Annotated in this window: 17 protein-coding genes; 7 read left to right on the top strand and 10 right to left on the bottom strand. The window is 68.1% G+C overall.

Annotated elements, in window-relative coordinates:
* Window positions 1–92: 92 nt before the first annotated feature.
* The 7 genes from RCO27_RS14250 to RCO27_RS14220 all read right to left on the bottom strand — a co-directional run bounded on the left by RCO27_RS14250 (window position 93) and on the right by RCO27_RS14220 (window position 7,934).
* A complete protein-coding gene (locus RCO27_RS14250; RefSeq protein WP_309003363.1) occupies window positions 93–656 on the bottom strand; it encodes an RNA polymerase sigma factor in 564 nt (187 codons plus the stop codon).
* Complete coding sequence (locus RCO27_RS14245; protein WP_309003362.1) at window positions 653–1,093, bottom strand: periplasmic heavy metal sensor; 441 nt, start codon at window positions 1,091–1,093, stop codon at window positions 653–655. The genes RCO27_RS14250 and RCO27_RS14245 overlap by 4 nt, the downstream gene beginning before the upstream one ends.
* Complete coding sequence (locus RCO27_RS14240; RefSeq protein ID WP_309003361.1) at window positions 1,090–1,365, bottom strand: hypothetical protein; 276 nt, start codon at window positions 1,363–1,365, stop codon at window positions 1,090–1,092. Before RCO27_RS14240 ends, RCO27_RS14245 begins: the two co-directional genes overlap by 4 nt.
* Before the next feature lie 167 nt (window positions 1,366–1,532).
* Window positions 1,533–4,700 carry a CusA/CzcA family heavy metal efflux RND transporter gene (locus tag RCO27_RS14235; protein WP_309003360.1) on the bottom strand — a complete coding sequence of 1,056 codons (3,168 nt, stop codon included), beginning with the start codon at window positions 4,698–4,700 and terminating at the stop codon, window positions 1,533–1,535.
* Entirely contained in the window at window positions 4,697–5,950 is a 1,254-nt protein-coding gene (locus RCO27_RS14230) for an efflux RND transporter periplasmic adaptor subunit (RefSeq protein ID WP_309003359.1), read from the bottom strand. Before RCO27_RS14230 ends, RCO27_RS14235 begins: the two co-directional genes overlap by 4 nt.
* Window positions 5,947–7,269, bottom strand: a complete 1,323-nt coding sequence (locus RCO27_RS14225; RefSeq protein ID WP_309003358.1) for a TolC family protein — start codon at window positions 7,267–7,269, stop codon at window positions 5,947–5,949. Before RCO27_RS14225 ends, RCO27_RS14230 begins: the two co-directional genes overlap by 4 nt.
* 317 nt (window positions 7,270–7,586) lie before the next feature.
* Complete coding sequence (locus RCO27_RS14220) at window positions 7,587–7,934, bottom strand: copper-binding protein (protein ID WP_309003357.1); 348 nt, start codon at window positions 7,932–7,934, stop codon at window positions 7,587–7,589.
* Window positions 7,935–8,606: 672 nt separating this feature from the next.
* Between RCO27_RS14220 and RCO27_RS14215 the strand changes: the two genes are divergently transcribed.
* The gene (locus RCO27_RS14215) at window positions 8,607–8,918 is read left to right on the top strand and encodes a hypothetical protein (protein ID WP_309003356.1); all 312 of its coding nucleotides are present in this window, start codon (window positions 8,607–8,609) and stop codon (window positions 8,916–8,918) included.
* 60 nt (window positions 8,919–8,978) lie between these two features.
* Window positions 8,979–9,215 (top strand): hypothetical protein, encoded by a 237-nt coding sequence (locus RCO27_RS14210; protein WP_309003355.1) that lies wholly within the window; start codon window positions 8,979–8,981, stop codon window positions 9,213–9,215.
* Window positions 9,216–9,318: 103 nt separating this feature from the next.
* Here RCO27_RS14210 and RCO27_RS14205 read toward each other — a convergent pair whose 3' ends face one another.
* Window positions 9,319–9,888, bottom strand: coding sequence for a hypothetical protein (locus tag RCO27_RS14205; RefSeq protein ID WP_309003354.1), 570 nt, complete (start codon window positions 9,886–9,888; stop codon window positions 9,319–9,321).
* Window positions 9,889–10,081: 193 nt separating this feature from the next.
* Complete coding sequence (locus RCO27_RS14200; RefSeq protein ID WP_309003353.1) at window positions 10,082–10,612, bottom strand: DUF411 domain-containing protein; 531 nt, start codon at window positions 10,610–10,612, stop codon at window positions 10,082–10,084.
* Window positions 10,613–10,920: 308 nt separating this feature from the next.
* Here RCO27_RS14200 and RCO27_RS14195 point away from each other — a divergent pair, with 308 nt between their 5' ends.
* A complete protein-coding gene (locus RCO27_RS14195; protein WP_309003352.1) occupies window positions 10,921–13,431 on the top strand; it encodes a TonB-dependent receptor in 2,511 nt (836 codons plus the stop codon).
* Between the two features lie 23 nt (window positions 13,432–13,454).
* Here the strand turns inward: RCO27_RS14195 and RCO27_RS14190 are convergent, their stop codons facing one another.
* The gene (locus RCO27_RS14190) at window positions 13,455–14,420 is read right to left on the bottom strand and encodes a LysR family transcriptional regulator (RefSeq protein WP_309003351.1); all 966 of its coding nucleotides are present in this window, start codon (window positions 14,418–14,420) and stop codon (window positions 13,455–13,457) included.
* A gap of 30 nt (window positions 14,421–14,450) precedes the next feature.
* On the opposite strand from RCO27_RS14190, the gene RCO27_RS14185 reads away from it, so the two are divergent.
* From RCO27_RS14185 to RCO27_RS14170, 4 genes are read left to right on the top strand one after another with little or no spacing between them, the layout of a single operon-like run.
* Window positions 14,451–15,536: an amino acid ABC transporter substrate-binding protein gene (locus tag RCO27_RS14185; protein ID WP_309003350.1), complete on the top strand. Its 1,086-nt coding sequence runs from the start codon at window positions 14,451–14,453 to the stop codon at window positions 15,534–15,536.
* Window positions 15,537–17,831, top strand: a complete 2,295-nt coding sequence (locus RCO27_RS14180; protein ID WP_309003349.1) for an ABC transporter permease subunit — start codon at window positions 15,537–15,539, stop codon at window positions 17,829–17,831. It begins immediately after the preceding gene.
* A gap of 29 nt (window positions 17,832–17,860) precedes the next feature.
* The gene (gene metC / locus RCO27_RS14175) at window positions 17,861–19,105 is read left to right on the top strand and encodes a cystathionine beta-lyase (RefSeq protein ID WP_309003348.1); all 1,245 of its coding nucleotides are present in this window, start codon (window positions 17,861–17,863) and stop codon (window positions 19,103–19,105) included.
* Window position 19,106: 1 nt separating this feature from the next.
* Complete coding sequence (locus tag RCO27_RS14170) at window positions 19,107–19,856, top strand: amino acid ABC transporter ATP-binding protein (RefSeq protein WP_309003347.1); 750 nt, start codon at window positions 19,107–19,109, stop codon at window positions 19,854–19,856.
* The last annotated feature ends 54 nt before the right edge of the window (window positions 19,857–19,910 follow it).

Below are 19,910 nucleotides of genomic sequence, written 5' to 3'. Positions count from 1 at the left end.
TTGCGCCACGTATTTCCATCCGATTCTACTTGCCGCGTTGCTCTGAAAACTGCGATTCGACTGTGCGCGTCGCCGGCCCGCGCAAGCCTTTCTCAATCCGCCAGCATCTCGCCCAGCTTTCTGCGCGCCCGATAGAGCCGGGTTTCGACGGCTTTTTCGCTGATCCGCAGGACCCGTGCCGTCTCGGCCTGGCCGAGGCCCTCCAGGGTTCTGAGGATCAGCGGTTCCTTGAGCGCGGCGGGCAGGTTCGCGATGGCGCGCATCGCGCGGTCAAGCTCCTGCTTGCCGCCGAGCGTCTCATCGACCGGCACCGCATCGTCGGCCATCTGTTCGACGTCGCCGCGCTGCGCCCCGAAGGTCAGGAACTTTCGAACCGCACGCCGTCTTGCCCAGTCATTGCATTTGTTGATCGCGATCCGGGCGATCCACAGGCGAAAGGGCCGCCCGGGATCGTACCGCCCGAGCGCCGAGAAGGCGGCGACGAAGCAATTCTGGGTGACGTCGAGCGCCTCGTCGGGATCTCCGACATGATGGCGGATGAGACGGTAGATCCAGTCGCGATGGCGCCGGACCAGCTCGCGATAGGCCGTCTGCTCTGCGGCCAGGGCGCGGGTCGCGAGCTCGCCATCGGTGCAGCCGGCAAGGTCGAACGTCACCTGTCGCCGGCGGTCAGCGCTTTCACCACCGCCTCGTCGAACCGCGTGGCCTGATCGGCGCGCAGGACGCCGCGCATAGCGAAAATATGCTCGAGCGTTTCCTTCTGAAGCTGCCCCATCGCCGCGTGCGAGCGGTCGACGGCGGCGGCGACCCTGGGTCCGTAGCCTCGCTCGGCCTGGATCGCGGCGGCAAGGCGGACATTGTCGTCCCTGAGTTCGCGCTCGAGCGCGTGCCGCCGGGTCGCGAAGTCCCGTTCGATCACCTCGATCCGCGCGCGCTGCTGCGGGTCGAGGTCGAGCTGGCTGTGCAGCAGGTCATGCAGTTCATTCTCGACCGGCCTGTCGGGGACGACGAAGGTACGGCCGACGACCACGCCGGCGATCGCCGCCGCGAAGGCGATGACCGCGAAGAGGGTCAGGCGCTTATAGTCCCTCACTCCCCGGTGCCCAGCAGCGTCGAGGGCGCCAGCATCGGGGCGGTGCCGAATGGCGCGACCGGCGCGGCCCTGGCCGGGGCGCCGGGGACGGCCGACCCGACAATACCGATCGCGAGCGCCAAGGTCGCGGCAAGGATGAACGCCCCGCCGCCCAGCTGCGGTCCGGCCCGCCGCCCCGCCAGCTCCGCCATGACCGCCGCATCAAGCCCGTCCAGCCCCGGATGGACCGGGCTTTCGCGCAGTCGCGCCAGCAGCGTGTCTATTTCCGCCATTCCTCTGCCTCCAGGACCTTCGATCCGGCATGCCGACCTCGCGGCCTGCCCTTGCCCCTTTTTCTACGAAAAAAGCAGCGGACTGTCTCGCCCAACATAGGGCTTGGATCGTTCAGGAAAACCGCACCGTGTCGGGTACGCGCATCGCTCATTCGCTGGACTTTTCCCTAGACGCCGGCCGCGGGCATGGCCGTCAGCGGCCCCTCGGCATCCCGGTCCGGCAGGAACCGCTTTCGGCCGAGCAGCTTGTAGAGAGCCGGCAGAACGAACAGCGACAGCAACGGCGCCGTGATCATGCCGCCGACCATCGGTGCGGCGAGGCGCTGCATCACCTCCGAGCCGGCGCCCTGGCCGACCAGGAGCGGGAACAGGCCGGCGAGGATGACCGCCACCGTCATGGCCTTGGGGCGGACACGCAGGACGGCGCCCTCGACCAGGGCGGCGTCGAGATCTCCCGACCCGGCGAACCGGCGCGCGCGGATCCGGTCCTCGATCGCATGGTCGAGATAGACGAGCATGACCACACCGAACTCGGCCGCCAGGCCCGCGAGCGCGATGAAGCCGACCGCTGTGGCAATCGACACATTGTGGCCGAGGAGGAAGATCAGCCAGACCCCGCCGACCAGGGCGAACGGCAAGGTCAGCAGGATGATCAATGGCTGGCGCACGCGCCGGAAGGCGAGGAACAGCAGGAGAAAGATGATCGCGACCGTCGCGGGCACGACCCATCTCAGGCGCGCGCCGGCGCGCTGGGCATATTCAAACTGTCCGGACCAGGAGATCGAATAGCCGGGCGGCAGTCGCACCGACTGCGCGACCCGCTGGCGGGCCTCGTTGACGAAGCCCACCAGGTCGCGGTCGCGCACGTCGACATAGACCCAGACCGCGGGCCGCCCATTCTCGCTCTTGATCATCGAAGGCCCGCTGGCGATGCGGATGTCGGCGACCGCGGAGAGCGGCACGATCGCGCCGTTCGGCGCGACCATCGGCAACTGACCCAGCGCCTCGACGCTGTCGCGGGTCTCGCGCGCGAAGCGCAGGTTGATCGGGAAACGGGCAAGGCCCTCGATCTTCTCCCCGATCGGCATTCCGCCGACGGCGGCGGCCGCGGTCTGCTGCACCTGCGCGACGGACAGGCCGTAGCGCGCGGCGGCCAGCCGGTCGACCTGGACGTCGACATAGCGCCCGCCGGAAATGCGATCCGAGACCGCCGACACGGTCCCCGGCACTGGTCGCACCGCGCGTTCGACCTCCTCGCCGAGGCGCTGGAGCGTGGCGAGGTCCGGCCCTGAGATCTTCACCCCGACCGGGCTCTTGATGCCGGTGGCCAGCATGTCGATCCGGTTGCGGATCGGCTGCACGAAGACGTTGGACAGGCCAGGAATCCGCAGCCGGGAATCGAGCTCGGCGATGATCCCGTCCATCGTCATCCCGGGCCGCCACTCGCTGCGCGGTCGGAGCTGGATGGTGGTTTCGAACATTTCGAGCGGCGCCGGGTCGGTCGCCGTATCGGCCCGGCCGGCCTTGCCGAACACGGTCAGGACCTCCGGCACCGTCATGATGATACGGTCGCTGACCTGGAGAAGGCGCGCCGCGTCCGAAGTGGACAGGCCCGGCAGCGCCGTCGGCATGTAGAGGAGGTCGCCTTCCGCCATGGGCGGCATGAACTCCGCGCCGAGCCGCGTCAGCGGGAGCGCGGTGAGCGCGAGCGCGAGCGCGGCGACGACGAGCGTTAGCCGGGGCCATTTCAGGATTCGACGCAAAGCCGGCCGATAGGCGGCGATCAGGGCGCGGTTGACCGGGTTGTCCAGCTCCGGCCGGATTCGCCCCTTGATGAACATCACCATCAGCACGGGCACGATGGTGATCGACAGTCCGGCCGCCGCGGCCATCGCATAGGTCTTGGTGAGGGCGAGCGGGCGGAACAGCCGGCCTTCCTGTGCCTCCAGGGTGAAGATCGGCAGGAACGACAAGGTGATGATCAAGAGCGAGAAGAACAGGGCCGGCCCGACCTCGACGGCGGCCGCGACGATCACCTGCCGGCGCTGCGCTTCGCTGATCTCGCCGCCTGCGCGCGCCTGCTCCAGCTTCTTGTGCGCGTTCTCCACCATGACGATGGCGGCGTCGACCATCGCGCCGATCGCGATCGCGATGCCGCCCAGGGACATGATGTTGGCGTTCACGCCCTGGAGGTCCATGACGATGAAGGCTGCCAGAACGCCGAGCGGAAGGGTGACGATCACCACCAGCGACGATCGGACATGGAGGAGGAACAGCGCCACGACCAGTGCCACGACGACAAACTCCTCCGCGAGCTTCTCCCACAGATTGGCGACCGCCCGCTCGATCAGGCTCGAGCGGTCGTAGACGGTCACCACCTCGACGCCGGGCGGCAGGCTGGCCCGCAAATCCGCCAACCGCGCCTTGACCGCGTCGATCACCGCGAGCGTATCCGCGCCCTGCCGGACGACGATGACCCCGCCCGCGACCTCGCCCTCGCCATTGAGCTCGGCGATCCCGCGCCGGAAGTCGGGCGCCATCTGCACCCGCGCCACATCGCCCACCGTCACCGGCGTGCCGCCGCTCGCGGTCAGGGGGATGCTGCGAAATTCGTCCAGCGTCTGAAGATAGCCGCCGACCCGCACCATATATTCGGCCCCGGCGCGTTCGATCGCCGAGCCGCCGGCCGCCTGGTTCGCGTCGCGGATCGCATCGATCACCTGGCCGACCGGGATGCGGTAGAGCTGCAGCCGCTGCGGATCGATCTGGACCTGATAGGCGCGCACCATGCCGCCGATGCTGGCAACCTCGGCGACGCCGTCGATCTCCTTGAGCTGGAATCTGAGGAACCAGTCCTGGAGCGCGCGAAGCTGCCCGAGATCGTGCCGCCCGCTGCGGTCGACCAGCGCATATTGATAGGCCCAGCCGACGCCGGTGGCATCCGGCCCGAGCGTCGGCGTCACGCCCGCCGGCAGCCGGCCTGACGCCTGGCTCAGATATTCGAGGGTGCGCGAGCGCGCCCAGTAGAGGTCGGTCCCGTCCTCGAACAGGACGGTCACGAAACTGTCGCCGAACGAGGAGAAGGCGCGCACCGCCCGCACCCGCGGAGCGGAGAGCATCGTCGTCGCCAGCGGATAAGTGACCTGGCTTTCGACGACGTCCGGCGCCTGACCCGCATAGGGGGTGCGGATGATCACCTGGACGTCGGACAGATCCGGTATGGCGTCGAGCGGCGTGCGCATCACCGCATAGGTGCCGCTCGCGGCCAGGAACAGGGCGCCGAGCAGGATCAGGAAGCGGTTGGCCGCCGACCAGCGGATGATCCGCGCGATCATCGCCCGGGCCGCGCGGCGGGTGACTGCAGCCGATCGAGGAACCCCGAAAGCGACGCCTCGGAATCGATCAGGAACTGGCCGGAGGCGACCACCTGGTCGCCGGGCTGGAGGCCGGCCAGGATTTGCGTCCACGCGCCGGCGTCCCGGCCTGTGCGCACTTCCGCCGGGCGGAAGACCGTGCCGCGCCGGACCACCACCACCTTGCGCCGGCCGGTGTCGATCACCGCTTCGCTCGGGACGACGAGGGCGCTTGCCCCGGTGCCCTGAATATCGAGGTTGGCGAACATGCCCTCGCGCAGCCGCCCGCCCGGATTGGCGAGCGTCACGCGCAGGCGCGCCGTGCGCGCCTCGGGGTTGAGGCGCGGGTAGATATAGTCGATCCGCCCCGTGCGGACCTCATCCGGATAAGCGGGAAAGCTGACCTCGACGGGAAGGCCGACCCGCATATCGGCGAGCATCGTTTCCGGCACCTCGGCGATCACCAGCACGCGCGCGAAGCCCGCGATCGTCAGGAGGGACTGGCCGGGAGCGACCTGGCCGCCGGGCCGGACGCCGATCTGGGTGACGATGCCGGACGCCGGCGCGGTGATCGGATAAGTACGTTGGGGCGGTGCGCCGCGCTCGAGAGCCGCGATCATCGCCGGCGGCAGCCCGAGCAGGCGCAGCCGGCTGCGGGCGGCTTGCCTGAGGCCAGGCGATCCGGCGCCGCGCGGCGCAGCAAGCACCGCCTGATATTCGTTCTGCGCCGTCAGGAGCTCCGGCGAATAGACGCTCGCGATCCGGCGCCCCTGCGCGACCGGCTCGCCCACCGCCCGCACCGCCAGGCTCTCGACGAACCCTGCCGTCAGCGTCTGCACCTCCGCGATCAGCCGCTCGTCCAGCTCGACCCGGCCGACCGCGCGCAGGCTCGGCGCAATGTCCTGCATCCGGGCCATCGCCAGCCGGACGCCGAGATTCTGCTGCATTGCCGGCGAGACCCGCACCCCGGCTTCGTCCGCCTCGTCGGCATATTTGGGAATGAGGTCCATGTTCATCGACGACTTGCCGGGACCGGGATAGCGCTCCTGCGGGATCATCGGATCGTACCAGTAGAGGATGGGCCGGCCGGACGGGCTCGCCGCGCCGCCGCCGGCCGCGATCAGATAGCCCGCCGTCCCGGAGGCCAAAGCGATCGCGACGGCGACCGCGGCCGTTATGATCGTCCGCCGGTTGGTGTCGCGCAGGCGCAAGAACAGTGTGTCGCGAGTCATTGGCCCGCCTCCCCCGTCAGATAGATGAGCTCGGCCGCCGCGCGTGCGCGCCGTCCCTGCTGCTCGACCGCCTGGATGTTTGCCTCGACGTAGCGGCGCACGATCGCGAGTGGCAGTTCGAGGCTCCCCTGCCCGCCCGCATAGCGGGCTTCGGCGGTTTCGAAGGACGCCTCGAGCGCAGGGATCGCCTGTGCGCGCAGGAGCGTCAGCTGCGCGTCCGCGGCTCGATAATCGGCGAGCGCGGCGCCATAGGCGCCGTCCAGCTCGCGCCGCGCGTCTTCGGCGCGAAGCCGCGCGGCATCGGCGCGCGCCTCGGCCTCGGCGATGCGCCGGTTCTGCAGTCGGCCCCGGTTGATCTGGAGCGGAATCGTGACCTGCGCGCTCACCATGTCGCCATAGTCCGGCCGCCAGCCATAGATGACCGACCAGCTGAGGTTGGGCCGCCGTTCGGTGCGCGCCGCATCGACCTGCCGCCGCGCGGCCTGCGCCTGCGCCTCGGCGAGACGGACATTCGGATGCGTCTCCAGGGAGGGCACCTCCGCCGGCATCGCGGGAAGCGTGAGGTCCGGAACATCGTTTGGCAGGGCCTGATGTGCGGCGGGGCCGATCCAGCGGGCAAGCTCGGCCCGCGCCCGCGCCTCCTGGCCACGCGCCTCGGCGAGCTGCGACTGCGCCAGCGCAACCTCCGCCTGCGCCTGGAGCGCAAGCGCAGGGGTCGAAGCGCCGGTCGGAATGCCGGCCTCCATGATCCGACGGCCGGCATCGAGGTCATTGATCACGCGCGCCAGCAGCCGCTGCCGGGCCGCGGCTTCGACCGCATTTATCCAGGCGATCATCACCTCGCGCTGGATCCGGCGCTCCTGGGCCGTGCCTTCGGCGCGGCTGACGACCGCCTGCGCCTGCAGCTGCGCCGCGGCAGCCTCGCGCCGCGCGCGGCGGACCTGCTCGCGCATCACCCCGATCGTGTACATGGTCATGTCGTCGCGCGTGGGATGGAAGGCGACATCGCCGGTGACCGGATAGTTCTGCACGCCCCCGATGATCTGCGGATCGGGCAAGGTGCCCGCCGCCACCGCCGCGTCCTCGGACGCGGCCGCCTCGCGCGCGAAGGCGGCGACGGCCAGCTGGTCGCCGCGCGCCAGGGCAACGGCGTCGTTCATGGTCAGGACCGCACCGCCCTCGCCAGGCACGGCTTGGGCGGCGGCCGGCACCGCCGCGACCGCCAGCAATGCGATGGCGGCCAGGCGGCATGCCCACCGGCCGGTGGCGACGCGCGCAAGGCGTGCGCGCCTCTCGATGCTCGGGCCGATCAGCGACATGAGGGGTCGGTCCCATTGACGCGCACCGCGCGGGTCGTGCCGCGAGGGCCTGGTGTCGTCACCAGCCGGTATGCGGGTCGCTCCGGTCGCGCCGAGGGAGATCCGCAGGTCCGATCCCGCAGGGCGGCGGCAACCGGGTCGGGAGCGGCCGCCACGACGCGGGTGGTCCCGCGCGGCCCTGGCGTCGACACCAATAGGTATCGTGACCCCGCTTCACCGGGCGCGGTCGCGCACCCCGCCAGTCCCATCAATGCCGTCCATGACAGGACGAAGCAGATTGTGCGAAGCTTGCCGTCCATCACGCTCTTCCTTGCGTCCTATCGCCTGGATATCGACGTCAGCTCGTAGCCGCCGTCGCTTTCGCGGAACTGGAACGCGACCGCATCGCCCACCGCGATCCCCTCGATCATTCGTGTCGCGGGCGCGCGGAACGCCATGGTCATGGCCGGCCAGCCGAGACTCTCGATCGGGCGGTGCGCGATCGACACCTGGTCGCCGGCGATCGCGGTCACATTGCCTTGCCCGGCATGGACGGGTCGGGCGGCCTCCGCCGGGCTGTTGGCGCCGATCGCGCCCTGCTGGTTCTGGACGGTCGCCGCGGGCTCTGTGCAGGCGGCAAGGGCAAGCGGCAGCGCGAACGCGCCGGCAATCGAAAATGCTCTCATGTGTGTTTCACCTCGTCAGCAGCCCCGGGGCCGCGCGGGCGCGGGGCTCCGGCCTGTCACCGTCTGCCGGCAAATCGGCAGGCGGTCTGGTCCAGGTCAGACTATTGCGGCGCGCGCCGGCTTGGCGCCGGCAGGCGCTACAGCTTCAGCTGAGGGTGGTTCGGGGCGGCGGATCCGTGGACTCGGGTCCCGCGGACGAAGGCCAATCCGCGAGGCGGACCAAGGTCGGCGCGGCACGTGGCGCGGGAGTCAGTGCGCCGATGGCGGGAGGCAATATCGCGCCCGGGCAGACGATCGCGCAATCCGGCGCACAGTGCGGTGCGCAGCAGTCCATTTTCTCATGAGCGACCATGCCGGCCGCCGCCATCGGACAATCGGCCGAAATGCCGGCAAGAGCGGAGCTGGTGGCGCTCGCCAGGGACAAAGCCAGCACGGCCATGAGGACGGCCCTGATCACGCTTCCCACCTAGACCTCTCCACGCATCTGTCAACGATCAGCCGGACCGCCGGTCGCCTGCCGTTCACAAATATCAAGAGCGTCCAGGTGCGCCGGCTGGAGGCGCGCGAGCCTCGGTCAGGGGGCTTGAATCCGAGGGCTGGAGCGTCCTGGCGCGTATAACTGGACAGACAGGGGTGATCGCCCGCCTCGCGCGGGCCAGTAGGAGAACCTCGGTGAAACGGCTTATCGGAATCGGCGTCGCGGCCTTGTTCCTGGCGGCGCCCGCTTCGGCACTTGCGCAGGGCCATCATGGTGGCGGTCACAATCGCGGCCATACGTCCATCCATATCGGCGGCTTCGGATACGGCGCCCCCTATAGATATGGCGACCCTTATTATGCCGGCTATGGCTATGGATACGGCTATCGCGACCGATCGCGCTATTACGATCGCTACGCCTATGACGGCTATGACCGGCATTATCGGCCCTATCGCCGTCACGCGCGGCACCACAACCGGAATTGGCGACGCCATCGCCACCACTGATCCGCTGCATCGGATCCCGAAAGGGTGCCGAAGGGACAGCGGCTGACCAGGGAGGTCGCAATGAACGCTGCATCGAATGGCCCGAACTCGCGTCGCGGCGCGGCCGCGATGGTGGCGATCGGGCGGGTGTTGCTGGTCCTGGCCTTCCTCGCCCTGCTCGGCGCGTGGCTGGCGGACGCCACGGACGGCGCGGTGGCGGGCCTGTCCCAGCCGCACCTGTTCAACGATGCGATCGTTCTGGCGCTCCTGGGAATCGCCTCGATGCTGGATGCCTTCTGGCATGCGCGCGATCTCTAGCCATGCGCCGCCCGCGCGCAGACGGAGCCGGATCCTCGCTGAATCGCGCCGCCGCCCCGATAGAACCTTCGATGTCATCGCGAGAGGGTGAGGGAGGTCAGGTTCAGAATGAACCGGTCCCCTGGGCCGGCGGCGCCATCAGCGCCGCGAACAGCATCACGGCTCCGCGCACCTCGTCGGGCAAGCGGACGCGCCCTTGCGCGTCGCTGCTGACGTGGCGGCGATTGCCGTCCGACGTCACGATGTCCACCGGATGCTGGAGCAGCGGTCGACCCTGGCTGAACAGCACGAAATGGTCCGGGCCGCCATCGACGCCGACAAATTCCAGGTCGGCGCCCAAAGGCCGGCTCGCCGCCGACCGATCCGTACATGCGGCCGCGCAGAGGATCGTCTTGGCAAAACGCCTCGAGGAAACGCGCAGCGTCCCCGGTCGCGGCATGGCCTCGCGCGCGGCCAGGGCGGAGGCGGGGATGCGATATTCTTCCAGGATGGCGCCGATCCGGTCTTCGCCATAGTCCACGTCGCGCGGGCGTGCACCGACCCCGGCGACAACGATCCCGGATGCCGGGACGGAGAGGCTCAGGTCGAGCGCGTTGGCGCCCGGTCCGACAATGCGCAGGCGCGGGTCGGCGGGCCCGTTCGCCACGACCTGGCCCACCCGATCCGCCGGCACGACAGTTTCGAGCGCGGAAAGTTCGCCGAAACGGTTGCGCGGATCGCCGTCTCACCGGGCGCCGGCGACGTGAAGCGCTCTGGCAGCAGGAAGAAATCGTGCGCGTAGGCGGTTGTGGCGGTGAGGCCTGCGGCGAAAGCCAGTGCGGTTCGTAAGCCAGTGCAGGTCATGCTTTTCCCCCTCATCGAATTGCTCAGGCGAAGACAAAGCGTCTGCCCGATGCGCCAAAGGCGATGACTTGAAAGTCGTCCCGAGCGCCATCCGGCATCTCCATCCCCGGGGACCCTCTCGGCATGCCGGGAACGGCGATTCCCAATATGCCCGTCGGTCGATCGCGCAGGAGCCGGTCGACATGCTCCAGCGGGACATGACCTTCGACCACGAGAGACGACACGACAGCCGTGTGGCAGGAGGTCAGCGGCGCGGGAACGCCCAGGCGCTGCTTCAGGGCAGCGATGTCGGTTCGATCGACCAGTTCCGCCGCATAGCCGTGCGCGCGCGCCATTCGGGCCCAGGCTTCGCAGCATCCGCAGCTCGGCTCGCGGTAAACCACCATCGCGGCCCGTCGCGCGGCGGAAGACGGCGCAACGGCATTTTCGCCGGCGGCGGTGCGACGCCCCTCTTCGGCCGAGCAGCCGATCAGAGCATAGGCTCCCAAGGCCCCGGCACCGGCAAGCAGGCCGCGCCTGGAGAGCCGATGAGTTGGTCCCACTTCAGTCTCCATTCCACCCGGCGACGTCAGACGCGCATGACTTTCCGTTTCTGATGGCGCTCGTCATGGATACGCGGCGGGCCCGCCAGCCCCTCACGGCATTTCGCGGGTGGCGGCCTGCGGCTCTCCCCGCATCCGTCCGCGATCTGGCATGGCCCGCATCGGCGGAATTAATAACCTTTTCTTATTGCCTTCTCGAAACATGCGATGCGGTTCGATTTATTCTTGGGGATCGCGGCGCAATCGCATTACCCCTGCCGGCAACGGATCCGCCTCATCGGCGCGCAAGTCGCCGAGGGCCAAACGGAGAGGGGAGAAAGATGGAGAGGCGTCGCGCGCTCAGCTTGACCTTATGGGCAACGGTCTCGGGTTTCAGTCTCAACCTTGCGAACGCCGCCGCGGCGCAGGAGAATGCGGCGGTCCCTGTGCCGTCCGCCGCGCCGCAGGAGGCCCGTCCCGCCGACGGCGGCGAGATCATCATCACCGGCACCCGGCGGGCCGACCTTACCGCCGCCGAGTCGCCGACCCCCATCGACATCATCAGTTCCGCCGAACTGCTCAGCCAGGGCTCGTCGGACGTCAATGACATCCTGCGCCAGCAGGTGCCGGCGCTCAACATCCAGCGCTTCACCAGCAACGACGGCGCGGTGTTCACCCGGCCGTACAGCATGCGCGGCCTGCCGCCGGATCAGACGCTGGTGCTGGTCAACGGCAAGCGTCGGCATCGCGGCGCGACCGTCCAGCTCTCCAACATTCCCTATATCAGAGGGTCGCAGGGTCCGGACCTGTCGACCATTCCTTCCATTGCGATCGGCCAGCTCGAAGTGCTGCGCGACGGCGCGTCCGCCAATTACGGCTCGGACGCCATTGCCGGCGTGCTCAACTTCCGGCTGCGCGATGACAATCACGGCGCCACAGTGATCGCCCGCTATGGTCAATATTATGCCGGCGACGGCGAGGACGTGCTGCTGCAGGGCAATGTCGGCCTGCCGTTCACGGCGAACGGCTTCGTCAATATCAGCGGCGAATATACCAACGCCAGTATCACCTCTCGTCAGAACCAGCGGCCCGACGCCCAGGCGCTGATCGACGCGGGCGTCCCCGGGGTCCCCGTTCCGGCACAGCGGACCGGCAATCCCGATACCGAGGCGGCGCGCATGTTCTTCAACGCCGGGGTCGACCTCGGCGACACGATGGAGTTCTACACGTTCGGCAATTATAGCTGGAGCGCCGGAACGACCGCCTTCTTTTACCGCAACCCGGTCACCAATCCCCTGTTCGCCAGCGTCCCGCTCACCAACACGCCCGGCGGGCCGCGCTTCACGTTCCGGACCTGGTTTCCCGGCGGCTTCTCGCCGGACTTCTCCGCGACGATCCGCGACATGTCGCTGGTGAGCGGCGTGCGCGGCAACCTGATCGGCGATCTGGCCTATGACCTGAGCGGCAGCTTCGGGCGCAACAAGGCATCCTACCGGATCACCAACACGGTCAACCCGTCGCTCGGTCCGCAGTCGCCGACCGAGTTCCGGGCCGGCGCGCTCGAACAGCGTGAGCTCAACGCCAATTTCGACCTCACCTATCCGTTGGAGGTCGGGCTCGCCGGTCCGCTCAACCTGGCCGGCGGCCTCGAATATCGGCGTGAGACCTGGGAGGTGACCCCCGGCGATCTCGCTTCCTATCAGGTCGGACCCTTTGCCTCGGTGCCCGATCCCGACACCCCCAATCCCAACGACCGGATCGGTCTCCCGGCGGGGGCGAGCGGCTTTCCGGGCTTCGGTCCGCTTCAGGCCGGTACGTTCGCGCGCGACAATTGGGCCGCCTATGCGGCGATCGAGGGCGATCTCACGCAATGGCTGAGCGGCGGCATCGCCGCCCGCTACGAGGATTTCTCCGACTTCGGGTCGACCTTCACCTGGCGGATCAACAGCCGCATCGAGTTTTCGGACGCGATCGCCGTGCGCGGCGGCGTCAACACCGGCTTTCGCGCGCCGACGCCGGGCCAGTCCAACGTCTCCCAGGCCTTTGCCAATATCGACGCGCTCACCGGACAGAGCTTCATCACGGGGATCGTCTCGCCGCTCAATCCGGTGGCCCAGCTCTTCGGCGCTCGCCCGCTCGAGCCGGAAAAGTCGTTCAACGTCACCGCCGGCCTGGTGCTGACGCCGGCCAACCGGCTCACCTTCACGATCGACTATTTCAACATCAAGATCGAGGACCGGATCGGGCTGTCCGGCAACTTCACGCTGACCCAGGCGCAGCGCGACCAGCTCGTCGCGGCCGGCGTCCCCGGCGGCGGCGACTTTCGCACCATCCTCTTCTTCGGCAACGCCTTCGACAGCCGCACGCAAGGCTTCGACGCCGTCCTCACCTGGGGGTTCCCGCTGCTCGGCGGCAACGGGACGCTGGCCGCCAATCTCAACTACACCAAGAACGAAGTGACGCGCGCCGGCCCGCTCATCACCGGCGATCGCGAACGGCTGCTCGAGCTCGAGAATTTCGTGCCGGACTGGCGCGGCAGCCTGGCGTTCAACTACCAGGGCGACCGGATCGGCTTTTCGACGACGGCGAGCTATTATGGGCAGTGGACCGATTATGGGCCCGATCCGGCCAACGACCAGACCGGAAGCGCGGAAATCCTCGTCGATGCGGAGATCTCCTATCGGTTGAACGACACCTTCACCCTGGCGGTGGGAGGGAGCAACATCTTCGACAATTATCCGGACCGCGAGGTTCGCCCCGGCCAGCTCGTGAACGGCTTCAAATATCTGCGTTTCTCGCCGATCGGTTTCAATGGCGGCTTCTGGTATCTTCGCGGCACGGCGCGGTTCTGAGATCGCGGCTATCGTGGCGAGCGTCAGGCCGAAGGCGGTCGACGCCGGGGCGAGCCGGCAGCGCCGCCCTCGGGCGCCAGCTCGCCGAATGCGCCTTCGGCGATCATCTCGTCGCGAACCTCGGACATGAGCGCGATGAAGCGGATGGCGGTTTGGGACAGCGGTCTGAGCGAGGGCGTGTGAAGCAGATACTCGAATTCGATCCGCGGTCTGAACGGCCGCACGACGATGCCGTGGGCGAGGAAGTCGCTGGTCGTCGCCGGGTTGACGATCGAGCAGCCGACGCCCTGCATGACCAGGCTGCAGACCGTCATCGCATACTGGGTTTCGACGACCAGGTCGCGCGCGATGCCGGCATCCTCGAAGATCCGGTCGATGCGGCGGCGGGTGGGATCGCCCGACATCAGGGAAATGAACGGCTCGCCGGCGAGATCGGCGGGCTCGATCACGTCGCGGCCGGCGAGGCGGTGGCCGGGGGGCAGCACGCAGGCGCCGACCGAGCGCAGGAAGCTGCTGGAGGCCACGCCCGGGATTTCGTGGGCGCGCGTCGCAAGGCCGATGTCGAACTGCTGGTTGGCGACCCACTGGCGAACCGTCGACGAACTGTGCGTGTAGAAGCGGATGAAGATGCCCGGGTGACGCTGGCGGAATTCGCGGATCACCCGGGGCAGGAAACTGTAGGACAAGGCCGGCAGCGCGGCGATGTGAAGGTTGCCCGCGGACAGATTGCGGATGTCGTTCGCCGCCCGCTTCAAATTCTCGACGCCGATGAAGCTGCGCTCCACCTCGTGGAAGAAGAATTCGGCCTCCGGCGTGACGGTCAGGGCGCTGCCGCGCGCCCGAACGAACAGCCTGAAGCCCAGGGCATGTTCGAGATCGGCGATCAGCTTGCTCACCGCCGGTTGGGACAGATGCATCGCCTGGGCGGCCTGGGTGATCGACCCGGACATCATGACGGCGCGGAAGGCGTCGAGCTGTCGCAGGTTCATGACGCGGCGTCCCCTCAATTACATTTATCTATGACTTACCGCCGAAAGAGAGGGTTTTGGAATAGGCTCGATCGATTCCTCGCCATCGGCCTGGCAGGCCTGCTCGCCGCCTGCCAGCCGGCGGGCCAGACGACGTCCGCAAAGTCCGAGGCGATCGCGGCGAGCGCCGGCGAGACCTTGCGGCGCGTTCGCGCGCGCGGGGTGATCCATTGCGCGATTCATACCGGACAGGTGGGCATGTCCTATCTCGACCAGCGCGGCGTCTGGCAGGGGCTGTTCGTGGACTATTGCCGCGCGCTGGCGGCGGCGGTGCTGGGCGATCCTGCCAAGGTCCGCTTTCTTCCCGTCGCCTCGAACCGGCGCTTCACGATCGTCCAGACCGGCGAGGCCGATCTGCTCTCGCGAACGACGACCTGGACGCTCATGCGCGATGCGGGTCTTGGCGTCGACTATGCCGGCATCTTCTATTTCGACGGCCAGAGCTTCCTCGTCAGGCGGGCGAGCGGGGTGCGGCGCACCCGCGACCTCGACGGCGCGACGATCTGCATCAGCAAGGGGACGACCGCGGAACTGGCCACGGCGGATTATTTTGCCCGCAACCGGCTGCGCTACCGGGCGGTCGTCTACGAGCACCCCGACGAGGCCAAGCTCGCCTTCTTCGCCGGCCGCTGCGATGCCATGACCACCGACGCCTATACGCTGACGACCTACCGTCTCGCCGACGCGGAGCGGCCGGACGACTATGTCGTTCTCGACGAATTCATATCGAAAGCGCCCCAGGGGATCGTGGTGCGCAGCGACGACCCGCAATGGCAGGACATCAATCGATGGGTCCTGAACGCGCTGCTCGCGGCAGAGGAGTACGGGATCGATCGCGACAATGTGACCGCGTTGCGCGCAACGTCGCGCGATCCCGAAATCCAGCGCCTGCTTGGCTCCGTGCCCGGCTATGGCCGCGCGCTCGGGCTCGACGAGGACTGGGCCTATCGGGCGATCCGCGCCACCGGCAATTATGGCGAGATCTGGTCCCGCCATATCGGACCGCTCGGCGTACCGCGCGGCTACAACAGGCTCTACAGGGACGGCGGGCTCCTCTATCCGCTGCCGATGCAGTAGATGGATGCGGCGGCGCCCGGGTCCGGCGCGCATCTCCTGCCAGCGGCACACAGTTCGTCCGCGTCGCGCAGCGTTGCGCGGCCGTGGGCGCGCTGGGGCGGGCAGGCCATCCTCCTTGCCGCGCTCGCGCTCGCCATCTTCGCCCTCGTCGAGCTGACCCGCGCCAATCTCGCAGCGCGCAACATCCAGACCGGCTTCGGTTTCCTCGACGACAGGGCGGGCTTTGCGATCGGCGACAAGCTGATCGCCTATGCGGCGACGGACAGTTTCGGCCGGGCGATTCTGGTCGGTCTGCTCAACACCCTGCTCGTGTCGGCGCTCGCGATCCTGTGCTCCACTGTGCTCGGCTTTGCGATCGGGCTCGCGCGGCTGTCGACCAACTGGCTGCTGGCCAGCGTGGCGTCGGCCTATGTCGAGATCGTCCGCAACCTGCCGCTGCTCCTGCAGCTGTTCGTCTGGTATGCGGTGTTCCTCTTCGGCTTGCCCTCCGTCGAGACGGCCCAACCCGGCCTGTTCGGCATCACCGTCACCAACCGCGCGATCTATCTTCCCGGTCTCGACCATCCCGCCGCTTTGATCCTGGCGGCCGCCGGAGCGGCAGCGACCGGTCTCGCCACGGCCTGGTGGCTGCGCCCAGCGGCGCGGCAGGGCGTCGCCGGCGCGCGCGCCGTGCCGATCATGGTCGCGATCGTCATCGGCGCTGCTGCCGCGATCCTGCTGAGCGGGTCGCCCCGGCTGGTGCCGCCCCGGCTGGCGGGCTTCAACTTCGAGGCCGGCGGCGCCCTTTCGACCGAGTTCGTCACCCTTCTGGTCGGGCTCACCGTCTACACGTCGGCCTATATCGGCGAGATCGTGCGCGGCGGCATCGCCGCGACGGCGCAGGGCCAGAGCGAAGCGGCGGCCGCGCTCGGGCTGTCCTCCTGGCAGCGCCTGCGACATGTCGTCCTTCCGCAGGCGCTTCGCATCATCATTCCGCCAATGACCAGTTGGCACGTCAATACGATCAAGAACTCCTCGCTCGCCGTCGCCATCGGCTTTCCCGAGCTCGTCTCGGTGGTCGACACGATCATCAATCAGACCGGCCAGGCGATCGAGGGGGTCGCGATCATCGTCGCAACCTTCCTCGCCCTCTCCCTGCTGCTGTCCGCCGCGCTCAACCTCTATGGCGCGCGCCGGCCGTGGGCGCCGGGCACAGCCAGCGTCGCCGGACGCGCGCCGCCGCGGGCCGAAACTCCGGATTTGACCTCCGTCCCGGCGTTCGTCGCCTGGGCGCGGCGGAGCCTCTTCGGCACCTGGCCCCAAGTGCTGGCAACGGTGGTTCTCCTGGCGGCGCTCGGAACTGCCCTCTCGTCGCTGGTCAACTGGGCGATCCTCGACAGCACGTTCGTGGGCGGCGCCGAGCGTTGCCGGCAGCGCGACGGCGCGTGCTGGCTGTTCATCGGGGAAACGCATCGCCTGATCCTGTTCGGCACCTATCCGCAGGCGGAGCAGTGGCGGCCGGCGCTCGTCTGCCTGCTCTTTCCGGCCGCGCTCGCGGCGTCCTTCGTCAAGGTCCTCTGGTCGCGCGCCCTCCTCTTCATCTGGCTCGGCGTGCTGGTCCTCTCGCTGATCCTGATGAGCGGGGGTCTTCCCGGTCTGGCCGTTGTCCCCCCCGACAAATGGAGCGGCCTTCCGGTCACGTTCCTGCTCGCCACGATTGCGGTCGTCGGCGCCTTCCCGCTGGCCGTGCTGCTGGCATTGGGGCGCCAGTCGCACCTGCCGTTGCCGCGCGCGCTCTGCATCGGCTTCATCGAAGTCATGCGCGGCGTGCCCCTGATCGGGGTGCTGTTCATGGCGGCGGTCATGTTTCCGCTGTTCGTGCCGGACTGGCTCAACATCGACAGCTTCATGCGTGTCCAGATCGCGCTCGTGCTGTTCACGGCCGCCTATATGGCGGAGGCGGTGCGCGGCGGGTTGCTCGCTGTCCCGCCGGGCCAGAACGAGGCCGCCGCGGCGCTCGGCCTCACGCGCTGGCAGAGCCTGCGGCACGTGCGGCTCCCGCAGGCGCTCAAGGCCAGCATTCCAGGCATCGTCAGCACCGCGATCAGCGAGGTCAAGAACACGACGCTCGTGCTGATCGTCGGCATCTACGACCTGCTGCAGACCACCCGAATGGCGTTCGTGGAGGTCCAATGGCGCCCTTATTATGTCGAAGCCTACACCTTCACCGGTGCCATTTTCTTTGCGCTGTGCCTCGCGCTGTCGCGCCTCAGCCTGCGGGTCGAGCGCCATTTCGGGCGCGGCCAGAACACATGACTGCAATCCACCCCAAGAGGATCTGACGAATGAATGACCATCGTTCCCGCGTAACCGGCCCCGGACAGGATGAGGACGCCTTGTCGGCAAGGACGAGGCTCATCCATTCCGGTTCGTCCTCGGCCAAGGCGGCGGGGCTTCTCAATCCCCCGGTGCATCGCGCCTCGACGATCGTCTATGAAACCGTCGAAGACTATATCGGACGGCACAGCCGCCTTTATGACGGCGTCATCTACGGGCTCTACGGGACGGAGACCGCATTCGCCTTGGCCGGAGCGATCACCGAGCTCGAGCGGGGATACGACACCGTCGTCACGTCATCGGGGACGGCCGCGATCTCGCTCAGCTTCTCGGCGTTCCTCAAGGCCGGCGATCACGCCCTGATCATCGATACCGTGTACCGCTCGACTCGCCGGTTTTGCGACGAGGTGCTGGCCGGCTACGGCATCGAGATTTCCTATTTCGAGCCGGAGATCGGCGGCGGCATCGCCGACCTTATCCGTCCGAATACGCGCGTCATCTTCCTCGAGTCGCCGGGGTCTCTCACCTTCGAGATGGCGGATATCCCGGCGATCACCGCGGTCGCGCGGGCGAACGGCATCGTCACCATGCTCGACAACACCTGGGCGACGCCACTCTTCTTTCGGCCGATCGAGCACGGCGTGGACGTCTCGATCTCCGCGGCGACCAAATATCTGTCGGGCCATTCCGACGTCATGCTGGGCACGATGGCGGCGTCCAATGAAGAGGTGTTCAAGAAGCTCAAGGACGCGGCCGCGCGGTGGGGCAATTGCGTCAGCGCCGACGATTGCTATCTCGTCCACCGAGGTCTGCGCACGCTGGACGTCCGCCTCGAACGCCATCAGCAAAATGCGATGACCCTGATCGAATGGTTTCAGGAGCAGCCCGAAGTTGACCACATCCTTTATCCCGCCCTTCCCTCCGATCCCGGTCATGCGATCTGGAAACGGGATTTCGACGGTGCCTCGGGCCTGTTCGGCGTGCTGCTGGACGGGATGTCCGGGCCGGAAAGCTCGGCCTTCTTCAACCACCTGTCTCACTTCAAGCTGGGCGCGAGCTGGGGTGGGTTCGAAAGCCTCATGGTCCCGGCCTGGCCGGCGCCGGTGCGCAGTTGCATCCCGGTCCCCGAAGGGGCGCTGATCCGGGTTCATGCCGGGCTGGAGGCGACCGAGGATCTCGTCGCCGATCTCGAGGCCGCATTCGGCCGCCTGCGCCACGGCCGCGACGCGCGCGCCGGACATGGTGGGGGTTGAGATGGGCCCGCAGCCTCACCCATGCGCGATCGAATTTGCCGGCGTCAGCAAATGGTATGGCGCCTATCAGGCGCTGCATGACATCAATTTGACGATCGCGCCAAGCGAACGGGTGGTCATTTGCGGGCCTTCCGGGTCGGGCAAGTCGACGCTGATCCGCTGCGTCAACCAATTGGAGTCGGTCGACCAGGGAAGCGTGCGGATCAATGGCGTCTCGGTCGCCGGCGGCGCGGCCGGCGCCGCCGCCGCGCGCCGCGAGACGGGCATGGTCTTCCAGCATTTCAACCTCTTTCCCCACATGACCATTCTCGAAAACTGCACGCTGGCGCCGCGACTGGTGCGCAAGGAGCCGCGCGCCCAGGCCGAGGCGCGGGCGGCGAGCTATCTGGAACGGGTGCGGATCGCCGATCAGGCGGACAAATATCCGGGCCAGCTTTCCGGAGGCCAGCAGCAGCGCGCCGCCATCGCGCGCGCGCTCAGCATGGAGCCGACGATCCTGCTGTTCGACGAGCCGACGTCCGCGCTCGATCCGGAGATGATCAAGGAAGTGCTCGACGTCATGGCGGGCCTCGCCGGCGAGGGACGGACGATGCTGTGCGTGACCCACGAAATGGGCTTTGCACGCGAGGCGGCGGACCGGATCTTGTTCATGGACGCGGGCCGGATCGTCGAGGACCGCGCGCCCGCCGACTTCTTCGCAGATCCGCACCACCCGCGCGCAAAGGCCTTTTTGGGCCAGATCCTGCACTGACCGATGACGTCATGGCGGAAGCCCGGGCCTGTCGAACGACCGGCGAGGCGATCC

It is taken from the genome of Sphingosinicella sp. LHD-64, from assembly GCF_031157375.1.
In the GTDB taxonomy this organism is placed as follows: domain Bacteria; phylum Pseudomonadota; class Alphaproteobacteria; order Sphingomonadales; family Sphingomonadaceae; genus Allosphingosinicella.
Note: the sequence above shows the minus strand (reverse complement) of the source record. Positions and strands in the feature narration are given on the sequence as shown.

Bases quoted from the DNA above. Each gene is read 5' to 3' on its own strand.
- RCO27_RS14240 (WP_309003361.1), bottom strand. From the start codon at position 1,365: ATGGCGGAAATAGACACGCTGCTGGCGCGACTGCGCGAAAGCCCGGTC.
- RCO27_RS14235 (WP_309003360.1), bottom strand. From the start codon at position 4,700: ATGATCGCGCGGATCATCCGCTGGTCGGCGGCCAACCGCTTCCTGATC.
- RCO27_RS14230 (WP_309003359.1), bottom strand. From the start codon at position 5,950: ATGACTCGCGACACACTGTTCTTGCGCCTGCGCGACACCAACCGGCGG.
- RCO27_RS14225 (WP_309003358.1), bottom strand. From the start codon at position 7,269: ATGTCGCTGATCGGCCCGAGCATCGAGAGGCGCGCACGCCTTGCGCGC.
- RCO27_RS14220 (WP_309003357.1), bottom strand. From the start codon at position 7,934: ATGAGAGCATTTTCGATTGCCGGCGCGTTCGCGCTGCCGCTTGCCCTT.
- RCO27_RS14210 (WP_309003355.1), top strand. From the start codon at position 8,979: ATGAACGCTGCATCGAATGGCCCGAACTCGCGTCGCGGCGCGGCCGCG.
- RCO27_RS14200 (WP_309003353.1), bottom strand. From the start codon at position 10,612: ATGGAGACTGAAGTGGGACCAACTCATCGGCTCTCCAGGCGCGGCCTG.
- RCO27_RS14195 (WP_309003352.1), top strand. From the start codon at position 10,921: ATGGAGAGGCGTCGCGCGCTCAGCTTGACCTTATGGGCAACGGTCTCG.
- RCO27_RS14190 (WP_309003351.1), bottom strand. From the start codon at position 14,420: ATGAACCTGCGACAGCTCGACGCCTTCCGCGCCGTCATGATGTCCGGG.
- RCO27_RS14185 (WP_309003350.1), top strand. From the start codon at position 14,451: ATGACTTACCGCCGAAAGAGAGGGTTTTGGAATAGGCTCGATCGATTC.
- RCO27_RS14180 (WP_309003349.1), top strand. From the start codon at position 15,537: ATGGATGCGGCGGCGCCCGGGTCCGGCGCGCATCTCCTGCCAGCGGCA.
- metC (WP_309003348.1), top strand. From the start codon at position 17,861: ATGAATGACCATCGTTCCCGCGTAACCGGCCCCGGACAGGATGAGGAC.
- RCO27_RS14170 (WP_309003347.1), top strand. From the start codon at position 19,107: ATGGGCCCGCAGCCTCACCCATGCGCGATCGAATTTGCCGGCGTCAGC.